Here is a 16,367-nt window from a genome sequence, read left to right as displayed (position 1 = left end):
GTTAATATTATATAAACAGCTCTCGTGTTAGCATCTATCAAGCTGGCATGGGAGCTGCTTTTTAGGAAGGGGGACAGTCCTGCAGTTTTTTTATTAAAAAGCAGGACTGTCCCCTTACCTTATTCCAACTTCACTTAACACCTTTCCTATGGAGTCGTTAATTATTAGATTTGCGTAATGGTCATAGGGAGTGGATGATTTATTAATCAGTACAAGTTTATTGCCCCTGTAATAATCAACAAGTCCGGCAGCAGGATAAACTGCGAGAGAGGTACCTCCAACGATAAATACATCTGCATTCCTTACATAGGTAACAGCTGAATTTAAAGTATCCATATCAAGAGCTTCTTCATATAACGTAACATTTGGCCTTACAATTCCACCGCATTTACTGCATTTAGGAACAGTATCCTTACTGTTCATTATGTAGTCCAGATCATAATTCTCTTTACAATTCATACAATAATTTTCATGGACCGAACCATGGAGCTCAAGTACATTCTTACTTCCAGCAAGCTGGTGAAGGCCATCAATATTTTGAGTAATTACAGCCTTTAATCTTCCTTTCTTTTCTAACTCTGCCAGTGCTTTATGGGCATTATTGGGTTTTGCTTCGGGAAATATCATGTTATTTTTATAGAATTTAAAAAATTCCTTAGGATGTTTTATGAAGAATGTGTGACTTAATATATATTCTGGTGGATAACCAAACTGATTAATGGCCTTGTAAATTCCGCTTTCACTTCTAAAGTCAGGGATACCGCTTTCTGTCGATACTCCTGCACCGCCCAGAAAAACAATATTATTACTGTTTGATATATATTCTTTTAGTTTCTGTATGCTAATTTTTATACACCTCCCCTATAAATATATTATCATAGTTACAAGTGTTTTTGCAGGACCTAAGTTTAACATATTCCAGCCAATCTATAAAATCAATTAATTTCCCGTCCTTATAATAATTCATATAGTCACTGGAAAGAGATTTAAATAATTTAAGATCCATAAATAGTAATCGCATTATCATACCCCCGTTTTACATTATATTCCTGCCAGTTGACTGCCTTCAGTTTTTCAAGATCAATTTAGGATCTAATACCATAGTATTTTTATAAATTTGATAATATTACCATTATCTTTATGGACATTTTCAGGTATTAATATTCACAGTAGATGGTGAAATTTTCCTAGAATCTGTATACTACACGCCCCTTCATTTCTATGGGACTCCTGGTTTGATTATTGTAGGATGTGAAATATTATGATAAATTTATTATTAGTTTTGTTTTATGGTAACTGTTTATATTACTGACTATATATTAATGATTAATGTTATCTGGATATTTCTGACTGAAAGGAATACATACTAAATATGTTCTGGGTTATAATTACTTTTCTTGTGGCCTGCATAGGTTCGTTTATATTCTACCGCCTGAAAATTGCCGCCGGTATTCTGGTAGGTGCTATGTTTTTTGTAGCAGCATTTAATATTCTCACTGATTTGGCATATTTCCCCATGTATGCCAAAGTGTTTGCACAAATTATATCAGGGGCTTTTATTGGAGTTGGAATAAACCGGTACAATATTATTCAGCTAAAACAGATTTTTAAACCGGCTATAGTATTGGTTTTAAGTATGCTGGTCATAAATATTTTAGTTGGAATGTCAATATATGCGCTGTCTTCCCTTGATTTGATAACTTCTTTGTTTTGTTCTGTTCCGGGAGGAGTTTCCGATATGGCCATTATAAGCCATGATATGGGTGCTGATACATCAAAAGTTGCTGTACTTCAGCTTGTAAGGCTTGTTAGTACATTAGCGCTTTTTCCAGCTATTATTACTAGAGTGGAAAAATATATGAACGGTTTATCCAAGGCCAGCGCCAATAGCAGCAATAACGGCGAAATTGTTAACAGTGATAATAATGATATAAATGGCAGCAACGATACCGACAATAATAGCAATGTCAATAGCAGAGATAATGACAATAGAGTCAGTGATAAAGATGCCGGTTACAGCAATAAAGGCAAAATTTTAAACAAAGATATGATAAAGAAAATTTCGGTCACTTTTACTATTTCAGTGACATCCGGTGTAATAGGATACTATACCGGGCTGCCCGCCGGGACTCTTTTATTTTCAGTTATTGGCGTATCAAGTTTTAACGTTGCCACAGGAAAAGCCTGTTTACCTTTGCCTGTAAAAAGATTTGCCCAGATTGTTGCAGGAGCATTTATTGGTACAAATTTTGTAAGAGAAGATCTGTTACAATTGAAATTACTAATATTCCCTGCAATTATTCTGATTATTGGATACATTATTCTTTGTATCCTGCTGGGGATTTTAATCAGCCGGATGTTTAAAATTGATGTTGCCACTTCATTATTTTCATCCACACCTGCCGGAGCCAGTGATATGGCTCTTATTGCATCGGATTTGGGAGTAAACAGCCCCAAAGTGGCGCTTTTGCAAATTGCCAGACTTGTGGGGGTTATTGCTATATCTCCATGGGTAATAAAATTAATACAGGCTGTATACGATTTGATTATTATTTGAGTAACATGCTTGTTCAGTGGGGGATTACATACCCCCACTATATCCTTTATAAAAAGGAGTTTGATTATACTTTTATTCTCAAAATGATTACAGCTAGAGAGAAATAAATAGCCAGCGTAACTGCATCAACTATAGTTGTAACCAGAGGGCTTGCCATAATAGCAGGATCTAGTTTGAGCTTTTTTGCCAGAAGAGGCAAAATCCCGCCAATAGTTTTTGCAATGACAACAGTGAAGAGAAGAGTTATTGTTACAGTTAGAGTTATTAGTATTGGTTGATGTTCTATAAGCAATATCCGAAGGAAATTTATGGAAGAGAGAATAATACCAATAATAAAGCTGACTCTTATCTCTTTCCAGATAACCTTCAAGTAATCACCAGATTCGATTTCTCCAAGAACAATGCTTCTGATTACTGTGGTAGAGGCCTGAGAACCAGCATTTCCACCTGTATCCATCAACATTGGTATAAAAGAGGCTAATACAACAACTGATTGCAATGCCCCTTCAAATTTACGAATTATATATCCTGTTATGGTAGCAGAAATCATTAATATTAATAACCATACAACACGCTTTTTAGCAAGAGTAAGAATTCCTGCATCAAGATATCCCTCACCTGTAGGCTGTACAGCTGCCATTAGCATAAAGTCCTCGGTATTTTCTTCTTCTATTACATCTACAATATCGTCGATTGTAATAATACCTACCAGCCTTTTTTCATTATCAACAACAGGAACTGCCAGTAAGTCATACTTTTTAAAGACATCTGCAGTATACTCCCTGTCATCATGAGTTTTTACGAAAATAGGATCCTTATGCATTATTTCTCCTACTTTTTTATCCACAGAAGAAAGAACAAGATCCTTTAAAGAGACAATACCTTCCAGATGCCTCTCGGCATCAATAACATAACAGGTATAGATTGTCTCTTTATCCGGTGCAGTACGCCGTATTTTCTCTAAAGCATCCCCGACAAGCATTTCTTTCTTTAAATCAACAAATTCAATTGTCATCAAACTGCCGGCAGAATATTCTGGATACATTAAAAACTGGTTAATTAATTTCCGCTCAACATCGCTAGTATGCTTAAGAATTCTCTTTACAACATTTGCAGGCATTTCTTCCAGCAAGTCGATTTTATCGTCGAAGTATAAATCAGACAGTATGTCTGTTAATTCCTTTTCATTTATTAGCTCAAAAATTTCAGCCTGTTTATCAGTAGATAAATATGAGAATACATCAGCTGCAATTTCTTTAGGAAGCAGCCTGAATACGATTAACGCATTTTTTTCCTCTAAAATATTCAACATATCGGCTATATCTGCTGATTGGGCATTTTTAAGCTCTTCCCTTAAGGCAGAGTAGTTCTTCTCGGATAACAACTGCAAAGCATTTTCCAAATCCACGTCCATTCCTCCTCTATATATTATTGTCAGAAATAAGCACAAATAATGTGCTTAAAAACATCTTTGAATTCTGCAGGAATATATTGACTCTGCCAGAGAGATAAGCCAGTGAAGGATAATGACCGATACCTAAATTAGGACAGGAATTTATCCAGTCAGATCTTTACTGAAAATTCCTTAGAAATACTAATTTGGAAATGCATCACGAGTCTGGCAGAATCCGCAGAATTCGCCTAAGTACATATTGTTTTTTCTGTTGCCGCATAGATTACCACTAGGCCCAGCGTCCACGATTTCTACCACCTCTTTATTTCACAGAATTATAGACTTTTTTAACATTTCTTTAAAAAAGTCCAATAATAATTATACTATCTCTATCTAACATGTGCAATTAATTAAACAAAATATTCAAAAAAAAAGATGAATTTTAACAAAAAGCATTACATAAAAGGGTATTATTATTGACACATGTTAGCCCTGATGATAAAATATTACTTGATAATGTTAGATTTTATCATAAATAACATCGAATATTATCAATGATTATTAAAATATTACTTATAATTATACTGAAATAATTTGGAGTAGTTTTGATAAGAAAGATTATATTAAGGAAGATTATATTTAATTTTATGTTAGGAGGGGTATAATGGCAACGCCTATTATTATGCCGCGTCAGGGCCAGTCAGTTGAAAGTTGTATAATTTCCAAGTGGCACAAGAAAAAAGGAGATAAAGTTAGCCTGGGTGACATATTGTTCACTTATGAAACTGATAAAGCTACTTTTGACGAAGAGGCAAAAGCAGAAGGAATACTTTTGGAGATTTTCTTTGAAGAAGGTGACGATGTACCGGTATTAACCAATGTTTGTGTAATTGGTAATGAAGGTGAGAGCGTAGCTGAATTTGATCCGAGAGGAAAAGAAGAGAAATCTGAAGAAGAAAAACAAGCAGTTGAAGCACAAACAGAAAAGACAGAAAAAGAACAGCCAGTAGCTGATGAAACAAACATAACTGCAGTTCCGGCAGCAGACGGGAAGGTTAAAATTTCTCCCAGAGCCAGGAATTTGGCTGAAAAATCAGGTATTGATTATAGATTTGCAGCTGGAACAGGACCTGCAGGCAGGATTATTGAAAGAGATATTATTGCGTTGAAAGAAAGCGGGGCATTTGTTACAGCTTCTGCAAGAGAAGAATATCTAAAATCCGGCATGGCAGGCCAAATTGCAGGCACAGGTATTGGAGGAAGAATTACAACAGGTGATTTGGCAGCAGCATTTACACTTGCAACACCTGCTACAACTGCAGCAGCTGGTTTATCCGCTGGTGTTCCACAGCCTGAATATACCGAAGTGAAACTTACAAATATCAGAAAAGTTATTGCAAAAGCAATGCATCATTCACTTTCTTCTACAGCTCAACTTACACTGAATACATCTTTTGATGCTACTGACATATTGAATTTCAGGAAGAAGCTTAAAGAAAGCAAAGACAGGCTGGGCTTAGAAAATATAACTATTAATGATATTATTTTGTATGCAGTATCAAGAACATTATTAAATCATAAAGAATTAAATGCCCATTTTATGGATGATAAGATGTTACTTTTCAACACTGTTAATCTTGGAGTAGCAGTTGATACAGAAAGAGGCCTGATGGTACCTACAATTTTTAATGCCGAACGCAAATCCTTAAATGAAATATCAAAAGAAGCAAAAGTTTTAATAAGTGAATGCCAAAAAGGCACTATAAATCCAGATCTTCTTAAAGGCGGATCATTTACTGTAACAAATCTTGGAACTCTGGATATTGAATCCTTTACACCGGTATTGAATCCTCCTCAAACAGGAATTCTTGGAGTAAACACTATAGTCCAGAGAGTTAAAGAGGTAAATGGAGAGTACGTATACTATCCGGCTATGGGACTGTCCCTTACTTTTGACCACAGAGCTTTAGATGGAGCGCCTGCAGCCAGATTCTTGAAAGAATTAAAGACAAACCTTGAGAACTTTACTGTATTGTTAGCAAAGTAAGCTTAAAGAGGTGATTATCATGGTATATGATTTAATTGTAATAGGAGGAGGTCCTGCAGGATATCTGGGAGCTGAAAGAGCAGGCCAGGCAGGATTAAATACTCTGCTCATTGAAAAAAGGTTTTTGGGCGGAGTATGTTTAAATGAAGGCTGCATACCTTCAAAATCTCTGCTTCATTCTGCAAAAATATATGATTATGCCCGCTATGGGGAGAAATATGGAGTAACAACTACAGAAGCGGCTTTAGATCATGCAAAAGTAGTTGAAAGGAAAAACAAGGTTGTTAAAACTCTTGTATCAGGAATCAAAGCTCAGCTTAAGAGATACAAAGTTACAATTGCAGAGGGGCATGGAGAAATTACAGGAAAGAATGCTGATGGCTATACTGTTAAAGTAAATGATGAGGTATATACCGGAAAAAGACTTTTAATAGCTACCGGTTCCATGCCTATCATTCCACCTATCCCGGGAGTTAAGGAAGGTCTGGAAAAAGGTTATGTGCTTACTAACAGAGAAATCCTGGACCTAAAAACAATACCTGCCTCACTGGTTATTGTAGGAGGAGGAGTAATAGGTCTGGAAATGGCATCCTATTTTAATTCAGCAGGGAGCAAGGTAACTATTATTGAAATGCTGGACCATATAGCAGGAAATACAGATAAAGAAATTTCTGAAATTCTAATGAAGAATTATCAGAAAAAAGGTATTGAGTTTAAATTAAACTCCAAAGTTGTTGAAGTAAAAGAAGGCAGTGTAGTATATGAGTCTAATGGAGAGAAGATATCTGTTCCTGCTGAAAAGGTACTGATGAGTATAGGAAGAAGACCGGTTACCGAGGGCATTGGGCTTGAAACTATTGGCGTAGAGACAGAAAGAGGCCGTATAGTAACTGATAAATACTGCAAAACCAATGTGCCCGAAGTCTATGCAGCAGGAGATGTTAACGGCTATTCAATGCTAGCTCATACTGCTTACAGAGAAGCAGAGGTTGCTGTAAACAATATGACTGGTAACAGGGATGTAATGAGATATAATGCTATTCCTTCAGTAATATATACAAATCCCGAAGTTGCATCTGTAGGAGAAACAGAAGAAACAGCAGCCAAGAAAGGTATTGACTTTGAAACCGCAAAGATTTCCATGAGGTTCAGCGGAAGATATGTAGCTGAAAATGAAGGCGGAGACGGAATCTGCAAGATATTGGTTGATAAGAAATACAAGAGACTCATAGGAGTACACATGATTGGAAACTATGCATCAGAAATAATTTATGGCGCCGGCCTTATGATAGAAACCGAAATGCGGGTCAAAGATATTAAAGAGCTGGTATTCCCTCATCCGACAGTTTGTGAAGTGATAAGGGAAGGTATATTTGAGCTTTAATAACGAGCTTAAATAAAATGTTATATGCTACTTATATTTACTATATTACGCAGACAGATAATGAATGACTTACCTGAATCCTAAATATGTGATAACGATAATATATAAAAAATATAAAAGGGGACTGATTAAGACATGCCAAAAGCACTATTTTTAGATCCAAAAGAAATAAGAAAGAGCGGAACCATATCCTTTAAGGATATTCCTGTAAATCAATATAACAAAACAATAGAAGAAGAAAAGGCTAACTTTTCAAAAGAGGACTTTTTAAGAATTTACAGAGATATGACAATTATCAGGGAATTTGAAACAATGCTAAATGCCATAAAGACAACAGGAGAATATAACGGGGTAAAATATAACCACCCGGGACCTGCTCACCTTTCAGTAGGACAGGAAGCTTCGGTTGTAGGGCAGGCATACATTCTTGATAAAGATGACCATATATATGGCTCTCACAGAAGCCACGGTGAAATTCTTGCCAAAGGGTTATCCGCCATCCAGAAAATGGATGACAAAGAACTCCTCCAGATAATGGAGACCTTTATGGATGGAACCATCCTTAAAATAGTTGAAGGAAAGCAAAAGGATAAGAATAATGTTAAAGAACTGGCAATGGACTTCTTTGTTTATGGAGTGCTGGCTGAAATATTTGCAAGAGAAACCGGATTCCAGAAAGGTCTCGGAGGTTCAATGCATGCTTACTTCACACCTTTCGGAATTTATCCCAACAATGCTATCGTAGGTGGTTCAGCAGATATAACTGTAGGTGCGGCACTTTTTAAGAAAATAAACCGTAAAAAAGGTATGGTTATAGCCAATATTGGTGACGGCGCTTTAGGCTGCGGACCAGTATGGGAAGCTATATGGCTGGCTACCATGGATCAGTACAAAAAGTTATGGGAAGGCGAATACAAGGGCGGCCTGCCATTAATATTTAACATTTTCAATAACCAGTATGGAATGGGCGGACAGACCAGAGGAGAAACCATGGGATTTGATATGGTTGCCAGGATAGGTGCAGGTGTAAATCCAGAGCAGATGCATACTGAAAGAATAGATGGTTATAATCCTTTGGCAGTTATAGATGCTTATAAGAGAAAGAAGAAGATTATAGAAGAAAAGAATGGACCTGTATTGCTGGATGTAATAACATACAGATTTACCGGACACTCACCTTCAGATGCTTCCAGTTATAGAACCAAGGAAGAAATTGAAGCATGGATGGAAAATGATTCACTGATAACTTACAGAAAGAATCTGGTAGATGCAAAAGTAGCTTCTGACGACGAGTTTGAAGCAATACTCGAAAATACAAGAGAGTTCATGACAAAGATATGCAAAATGGCTGTTGACGACAACATTTCTCCAAGAATGGATCTGAATAAAAATCCCAACCAGATTGCTGATCTTATGTTCTCTAACCAGAGAATAGAAAAAATGGAAGACAGAGAATGTGAAGTATTAATGCCGAAGGAAGAGAACCCAAGAGTACAGCAAATTAGTAAAAAGGTTAGAACAGCTTTCCAGGATGGAAAACCTGTTTCCAAGAACAGAGTATACCAGCTGAGAGATGGTATATTTGAAGCTATAATAGATAAATTCTATACTGATCCTACTCTAATTGCATATGGTGAAGAAAATAGAGACTGGGGAGGAGCATTTGCAGTATACAGAGGTTTAACCGAAGCACTTCCTTATCACAGACTATTTAACACACCCATATCAGAAGGAGCTATAGTTGGTTCAGCAGTTGGTTATGGCCTGGAAGGCGGAAGGGCTATTGTAGAACTCATGTACTGTGACTTCCTTGGAAGAGCAGGAGATGAGGTATTCAACCAGTTGGCAAAATGGCAGGCAATGAGTGCAGGACAATTAAAGATGCCTGTAGTATTAAGAGTATCTGTTGGTTCAAAATACGGGGCTCAGCACTCCCAGGATTGGAGTTCACTTTGTGCTCATATTCCCGGCCTCAAGGTTGTATTCCCTGCAACTCCATATGATGCAAAAGGCCTTATGAACAGTGCATTAATGGGAACTGATCCTGTTGTATTCTTTGAAAGCCAGAGAATCTATGACATAGGTGAAATGTTCCACCCCGGCGGAGTTCCGGAAGGTTATTATGAAGTGCCAATTGGAGAGCCGGATATTAAGAAAGAAGGAAAAGATATCACTATATTGACTGTAGGAGCAGTATTATACAGAGCTTTGGATGCAGCTAAAATCCTTGAAGAAAAATATGGCCTCTCAGCTGAAATAATAGATGCACGCTCTATCGTACCTTTTAACTATGACAAGGTGCTGGAATCTGTAGCAAAGACCGGAAAAATCGTACTTGTCAGTGATGCCTGTGAGAGAGGATCCCATCTGAAGGATATGGCACAAACCATTAGTGAACTGGCTTTTGATGATTTGGATGCTCCTCCGGTTGTTGTAGGTGCTAAGAATTGGATTACACCTGCTCATGAGCTGGAAAACTTCTTCTTCCCGCAGCCTGATTGGATAATTGATGCTATTCATGAAAAGATAATGCCATTAAAGGGACATGTGGTAAAAAACAACTTTACAGCAAATGAGCAAAAAAGAATCAACAGATTAGGAGTATAAGTTTTAGATTATTATACCTTGGGTTATACCTTGTAAGACATGAATATTCATGTCTTACAAGGTGATTATAATAATTAATAACCATAGAAATTAATCATTTTGAATTGCATTACTTGTCTGTAATACTGCTATGTAATACTTCAATGTTGATAATACTACTGCAGGGAATTAACAATTAATTATGTAAATTTTACTTTTAGCAGTTATTTGACAATATAATTAAGAAGTTATTTTAATAATAATATAATAAGCTTTAAATATTTATATACTTAAGTTGTTTATTGCATATTTTATATTACTAAATAAATATTAATGCAATGGACTAAAAAATGGAGTGTGATTGTGTGGGCAATGAAAGACAGCAACAAATACTGCAGCTTCTTGAGCAAAAAGGAGAAGTACAGCTTCAGCAACTAAAAAAAGTTTTTCCGGAAGTATCTACCATGACATTAAGAAGGGACCTTATAAGCCTTGAAAATGAAGGATATCTTATAAGAACTTACGGTGGAGCTGTAAGTGCAAAAAGACTTTCATCTGTTAGCGGAGAAGAAAATGCATACTCTATCAGGGCTTCTGAAAATGTTGAAGCTAAGATGAAGATTGCAGAAAAAGCTGTTCCAATGGTTGAATTAGGACGTTCCATTTATTTTGACGCGGGCAGTACTGTAATGTGCCTTGCAAAAATATTGCCTGATAATAATTTTTCTATTGTGACCAGTGGCGTAAATATAGCATTAGAATTAGTAAAAAAGCTCAGGACATCAGTTGTATCATTAGGAGGCTTTGTTAACAGGAATACTTTGTCAGTTTCCGGGCCTAGTGCTATCGCTTCATTAGATGACATTAACATCGACCTTGCTTTTATGGCTGCGTCTGCTTTTACAATAGAGAATGGATTAACAGTATCAAATATTTACGAATGCGAGCTAAAGAGGAAAATAGTGAATAGTGCAAAAAAAGTTATTCTACTTATGGATACTTCAAAGATAAACAAAGTTTTGCCATTTACGTATGCAACCCTTGGAGATATTGATATATGGGTATGTGAAGATATGCCTCCTCCAGAGGTGGTTCAAGAAGCCAATAAACATGAGGTGAAGATTATTTATTAACAGTAACATTTTTCACAAACTTTTTTCACGCTTTCATTTTTTAGTGAAATTGGATATGCCCGGATATGCTAAAGCCATAATAATGCCATAGCCTGAAAATACAGACAATGCTCAAACAACATACTAAATACTTACAAAATCCTTCTGATCAGATTATATATATTTTTTGCTAAATTTTCTTGATAAAGAAGGATTTTTTTATTTATCAGCGAATAATATTTACTAAGATTGGAAAACATTATTATATGTCTCCATATTTACAGTCTTAATTATAGCATATGAATTCATCAAATAAAGACATAAGAGATTTCATTATTTTTCTGTATATTAACAATATTAGTATTATTTTATAACGTTGGGGGCAAAATAAATATATTATAAGTAGTATAGTTTATATTTTATTATAATGATTGATTCCCGTTTTTCGGTATCTTTTTTCGGTATATGAAATAATACAATTATGCAAATTTGCGAGTGAGGAAAAATAAAGTATATTATATAAGGAGAGATGAAAGGGAAAATACTTTATTGACAAGAAAAAGTCCACATGTTATAATCTTATGAAGAGTTCAATAATTCTTCTCTAAGTAATAGTCTACTTGGAATAGAAAGTATACTCGAATTATATTTATACATTGAATCTAATTTATTTTTGTTCCCAAATTATTGGTATATACTAAATTAAATTGTTTTCGAAATTTAGTTTTATTTATGTTGTTTACTATTATATAGTTATAGAATAAGGCGGTGTGTTATGGAAGAAGTAAATCTCAACAGCAAAACGTTAGAGGATTTACGTTATATTGCAAAAGTAATGGGTATTAAAGGAGTTACTAAATACAGAAAAAGTGAGCTTATAGAAAAAATATTGAGTGCTGCAAAAGAATCTGTAGAAAATACCCAACAAGTCAGAGATAAAAAAGAAAAATCAGATGAACAAATCAAAGAAAAATCAGAAAATCAAGAAGTAGCCAAAGCAGAACCTGAGTCTGATGAAAAAAGTGAATCAAAACCTGAAATTGCTGAGGATGCAAGTGATGGAGCTGTTGATAAGAGTGATCTCAGTGGTATAACTGAAACCAGGTCTGAAATTTCAGCTAAAGAAGATTTAAATAAATCAGAAAAACAGACTGATACGGAAGAGGATACACAAGGGAAAGACCTGAGCAAAAAGGCTGTTTCTACAAAATCAACAAGAGGAAGACGTAATAAAATTATTGAAGTTGACTTTGATAAGACATCCGAAACTCGCAAGGATGTGGAAGAAGTAGTCCAACAACAAATTGAAATACCTTTAGAGATGGAAAAAGCAGAGGACTCTGCAGAAGAGCCTGCCAAGAAAGATGAAGAAGAAATTAAAAAGGATTCTGCTAAAAAAGAACAGGAACAGCAGGAAAGACAAGATTTACAGAAGCAGAGTACCGCTGAAGCTGAAGAAAAACCAGCCTTAAAAACATATGAACAAAAAAGAGAATATTGGAATTCTTATCAAAATGGCTATCCTGAAAAGTTAGAAAGTGATGATCCAGTTGAAGGTATACTGGAAGTGCTTCCTGATGGATATGGATTCTTAAGAAGTGATAATTACCTTTCAGGTCCAAAGGACATATATGTATCTCCATCACAAATTAGAAGATTTAATTTAAAAACTGGTGATATGATAAGAGGAAAAGGTAGGATACCAAAGGAAGGAGAAAAATTCCAGGCACTACTGTATGTACAATCAGTAAATGACGATACTCCTGATGTTGCAGCAAAAAGAGTGCCATTTGAGAATCTTACCCCTATTTTCCCGAATGAGAGAATTACACTTGAAACCACTCCGAGAGAATTATCAACAAGGTTAATTGATTTAATAGCGCCAATAGGTAAAGGACAGAGGGGTATGATAGTGTCTCCTCCTAAAGCAGGAAAGACAATACTCCTTAAAAAAATTGCAAACGCAATAACCACTAACTATCCTGATATGCATCTTATTGTCCTGTTAATTGATGAAAGACCTGAAGAAGTAACTGATATGCAGCGTTCAATTAAAGGAGATATTGTTTATTCTACATTTGATAAAGTACCTGAGCATCATATAAAAGTTGCTGAAATGGTTCTTGAGAGAGCTCAAAGGCTTGTTGAACACAAAAAGGATGTAGTTATTTTACTGGATAGTATAACAAGACTTGCAAGAGCTTATAACCTCACAATTCCTCCAACTGGAAGGACATTGTCCGGAGGTTTGGATCCTGGCGCATTACACAGCCCCAAAAGATTTTTTGGCTCTGCAAGAAATATAGAAAATGGAGGAAGCTTGACAATTATAGCTACTGCACTTATTGAGACAGGTAGTAGAATGGATGATGTTATCTATGAAGAATTTAAAGGCACAGGCAACATGGAAATTCATTTGGATAGGAAGCTATCTGAAAAGAGGATATTCCCGGCAATAGATATAAATAAATCCGGTACAAGAAGAGAAGATCTGCTTCTTAATCAAAAAGAACTGGAAAGCATTTGGGCTATCAGGAAAGCTATGAGTAATCTGGGAACAGCAGAGGTAACTGAAATGATAATTAACAAGCTGATGCAGACAAAAACCAATGAGGAATTTGTCAATAGTATCAACGTTTCCTTTGTTGATAAATAAATAATGCTTGCAAATGTAAAATTTTTGTGTTAGAATATCTTCTGCTGTTTGTTGTTTACAGTATTATAATTATTCAATTAAAATATAAGAGTTATTATTTTTCATACACCATTTATGGAAATATGTAACGAATTAAAAAAGACATTTTCCAGTGCTGAAAGAAGGTGAATAGGTCATGAAAGAAGGTATACATCCCAAATATGGTGAAGCAGTTGTAAAATGTGCTTGCGGTGAAACATTTATCACAGGCTCTACTAAAAAGAATTTACATGTTGAAATTTGTTCAAAATGTCATCCTTTTTTTACAGGTAAGCAGAAGTTCGTAGACACAGGCGGACGTGTTGAAAAGTTCAAGAAAAAATTTGGTATTGTTGACTAATAATTTTATTATGAGTAGTTAAAATTCTTCAAATGAGAGTTGTTAATAGAGGCTGGACATTATGTTTCAGCCTCTATTTTCACAGATAAGGGAATCTGGCAGATGTGTTAAATAGGGTTTAAATGTGGTAATATACGTAATATAATACTCAATCTGATGTCTGATTGTAATGGGGAGATAGATATGAAAAAAACAAGCATAGGAGGTCAAGCATTAATTGAAGGCTTGCTAATGATAGGCCCGGAAAATACAGCTGTAGCCATTAGGAAACCTGATGGAGAAATAATTGTTAATAAAAGTCCGCTGCAGAAGAAAAGCAAGATTTCAAAAATACCTGTAATCAGAGGAGGATTTAATCTGATCCGCCAAATGGTAATAGGTGTAAAGGCTCTTATGTACTCTGCCGAATTTTATGAATTAGGAGAAGAAGATGATAAAAAAAGCCCCTCAAAGTTTCAAAAGTTTCTTGAGGATTTTTGGGGAGGAAGAATAAAGAAAGCTATTGATAAATTAGATAAATTACTGGAGAATAAATTCCAGGATATTGCAATTTACATGGCAGTTATACTATCCGTAGCTCTCAGTGTGGGCCTTTTTATACTTATACCTAATATAATAGCGGGCTTTTTTAAATTTAACAAAGATACTTTTTGGGGAGTGGTATTATATAACCTTATTGAAGGGCTCCTTAGAGTGACCATATTTTTAGGCTATATAATAATGGCATCAAGGTTGAAAGATATAAAAAGAATTTGGGAATATCACGGGGCAGAGCATAAAACAATTCATTGTTATGAAAATGAAGAAGAACTTACTGTAGAAAATGTTAAGAAATATTCTACAAAGCATCCCCGTTGCGGAACTTCCTTTATGTTTCTTGTAATAATAGTAAGTATTTTAGTATTCTCATTTGTGGGCTGGCATAGTATGTTTATTAATATAATAATGAGAATTTTATTAATACCTTTGGTAGCCGGGCTGGCATATGAAGCAGTAAAATTTGCGGGAAGATGTGAATGGAAAATAGCCGGCATAATAAATGCTCCGGGTATGATGTTCCAGCTTTTTACTACAAAAGAACCTGATGATAAACAGATTGAAGTAGCTATTGAAGCTCTTAAGAATGTATTGGTGGAAGACAAGGAAGCCGACAAATGGTGATGTGCTGAATGGTTATTAAAGATATACTGGAGAAAGCGGTAATAGAACTTAAGAATGCAGGTGTTGATGCCCCGGTTATGGAAGCTGGGGCTCTGCTTTGTTATGTGCTAAAAAAGGATAAGTCTTATATTTATTCGCATAGGGATTATAATTTATCTGATTTTCTGACCAATGAATTTTTTGAGTTAATAGAACAGCGTAAAAAAAGAAAGCCTTACCAGTATATTACAGGACAGCAGGAGTTTATGTCGTTAAATTTTATGGTTAATCCAAATGTGCTTATTCCAAGACAGGAAACTGAAATACTCGTAGAAACGTTAATTCAATATTGCCGGACAAAGGGCAAGGTTGATATCTTGGATATAGGCACCGGATCAGGTTGTATAGCTGTAAGCCTTGCATATTATATAAAAGAATGTAGTGTTACAGCAATTGACATTTCTGATGAGGCTCTTAATGTAGCAAAATTTAATGCTATTACAAACGGAGTTAAAGAGAAAATAAATTTTTTAGTATGTGATATTTTACAGGAGACGAACCTATCCGCCGGAGCTTCTTATGATATCGTTGTATCAAATCCTCCTTATATAGTTACTGATGAAATACCAAAACTTCAAAAAGAAGTCAGGGAATATGAACCTCGCATCGCTTTAGACGGAGGAGAGGATGGACTTTTATTTTATAGAAAAATTACAGAAAAAGCTTCCGAGGTTTTAAAGCCAGGAGGTTTATTGGCTTTTGAGATAGGTTACAATCAAGGGAAAGATGTTTCAAAAATCATGGAAGTGAAATTTAGCGATATTAAAGTCATTAAAGACTTATCAGGTAATGATAGAGTGGTAACTGGCTATTTAAAGTTATTATTAAAATAACCCATATTACCTAACCTTGCATGAAAAATTAAGAATAATGCTTATTTGTTAATTATTTAACGTTAAATATTTAACGTTATTTATTTAACGCCATTTCTTAGAGTAAAATTATCGTAGGCAAATTAAATAAAAATATGGGAAGAACCCAAAATAGGTCTTCCCATAATCACGATTTTCCTGTAGTTTGAGAATTGACAAGAAACCAAACGAAAGGGATCGT

Annotated in this window: 11 protein-coding genes; 9 read left to right on the top strand and 2 right to left on the bottom strand. The window is 35.2% G+C overall.

The genetic code is table 11. The features are described 5' to 3' along the window. Positions 1-114 precede the first annotated feature (114 nt). The gene (locus GXX20_07295; protein ID HHW31461.1) at positions 115-846 is read right to left on the bottom strand and encodes an NAD-dependent protein deacylase; all 732 of its coding nucleotides are present in this window, start codon (positions 844-846) and stop codon (positions 115-117) included. Between the two features lie 526 nt (positions 847-1,372). On the opposite strand from GXX20_07295, the gene GXX20_07290 reads away from it, so the two are divergent. After that, a complete protein-coding gene (locus GXX20_07290) occupies positions 1,373-2,557 on the top strand; it encodes an AbrB family transcriptional regulator (GenBank protein ID HHW31460.1) in 1,185 nt (394 codons plus the stop codon). Between the two features lie 64 nt (positions 2,558-2,621). Here the strand turns inward: GXX20_07290 and mgtE are convergent, their stop codons facing one another. Continuing rightward, positions 2,622-3,971 (bottom strand): magnesium transporter, encoded by a 1,350-nt coding sequence (gene mgtE, locus GXX20_07285; protein ID HHW31459.1) that lies wholly within the window; start codon positions 3,969-3,971, stop codon positions 2,622-2,624. Between the two features lie 643 nt (positions 3,972-4,614). Between mgtE and GXX20_07280 the strand changes: the two genes are divergently transcribed. From GXX20_07280 to prmC, 8 genes are all read left to right on the top strand, one after another. Then, positions 4,615-5,997, top strand: coding sequence for a 2-oxo acid dehydrogenase subunit E2 (locus GXX20_07280; GenBank protein HHW31458.1), 1,383 nt, complete (start codon positions 4,615-4,617; stop codon positions 5,995-5,997). Between the two features lie 19 nt (positions 5,998-6,016). Beyond that, on the top strand, positions 6,017-7,381 hold the full coding sequence (lpdA, locus tag GXX20_07275; protein HHW31457.1) for a dihydrolipoyl dehydrogenase: 1,365 nt from the start codon (positions 6,017-6,019) through the stop codon (positions 7,379-7,381). A gap of 135 nt (positions 7,382-7,516) precedes the next feature. Next, the gene (locus tag GXX20_07270) at positions 7,517-9,988 is read left to right on the top strand and encodes a dehydrogenase (GenBank protein ID HHW31456.1); all 2,472 of its coding nucleotides are present in this window, start codon (positions 7,517-7,519) and stop codon (positions 9,986-9,988) included. Positions 9,989-10,332: 344 nt separating this feature from the next. Next, positions 10,333-11,100: a DeoR/GlpR transcriptional regulator gene (locus GXX20_07265; GenBank protein HHW31455.1), complete on the top strand. Its 768-nt coding sequence runs from the start codon at positions 10,333-10,335 to the stop codon at positions 11,098-11,100. Between the two features lie 754 nt (positions 11,101-11,854). Continuing rightward, the gene (locus tag GXX20_07260) at positions 11,855-13,735 is read left to right on the top strand and encodes a transcription termination factor Rho (GenBank protein ID HHW31454.1); all 1,881 of its coding nucleotides are present in this window, start codon (positions 11,855-11,857) and stop codon (positions 13,733-13,735) included. Between the two features lie 175 nt (positions 13,736-13,910). Next, the gene (rpmE, locus tag GXX20_07255; protein HHW31453.1) at positions 13,911-14,114 is read left to right on the top strand and encodes a 50S ribosomal protein L31; all 204 of its coding nucleotides are present in this window, start codon (positions 13,911-13,913) and stop codon (positions 14,112-14,114) included. Between the two features lie 183 nt (positions 14,115-14,297). Continuing rightward, positions 14,298-15,275 (top strand): DUF1385 domain-containing protein, encoded by a 978-nt coding sequence (locus GXX20_07250; protein ID HHW31452.1) that lies wholly within the window; start codon positions 14,298-14,300, stop codon positions 15,273-15,275. An 8-nt stretch (positions 15,276-15,283) separates the two neighbouring features. Then, the gene (gene prmC, locus GXX20_07245) at positions 15,284-16,147 is read left to right on the top strand and encodes a peptide chain release factor N(5)-glutamine methyltransferase (protein ID HHW31451.1); all 864 of its coding nucleotides are present in this window, start codon (positions 15,284-15,286) and stop codon (positions 16,145-16,147) included. Positions 16,148-16,367: the final 220 nt, after the last annotated feature.

It is taken from the genome of Clostridiaceae bacterium (assembly GCA_012840395.1).
Taxonomy (GTDB): domain Bacteria; phylum Bacillota; class Clostridia; order Acetivibrionales; family DULL01; genus DULL01.
This window is presented reverse-complemented; position numbering and strand designations above follow the sequence as displayed.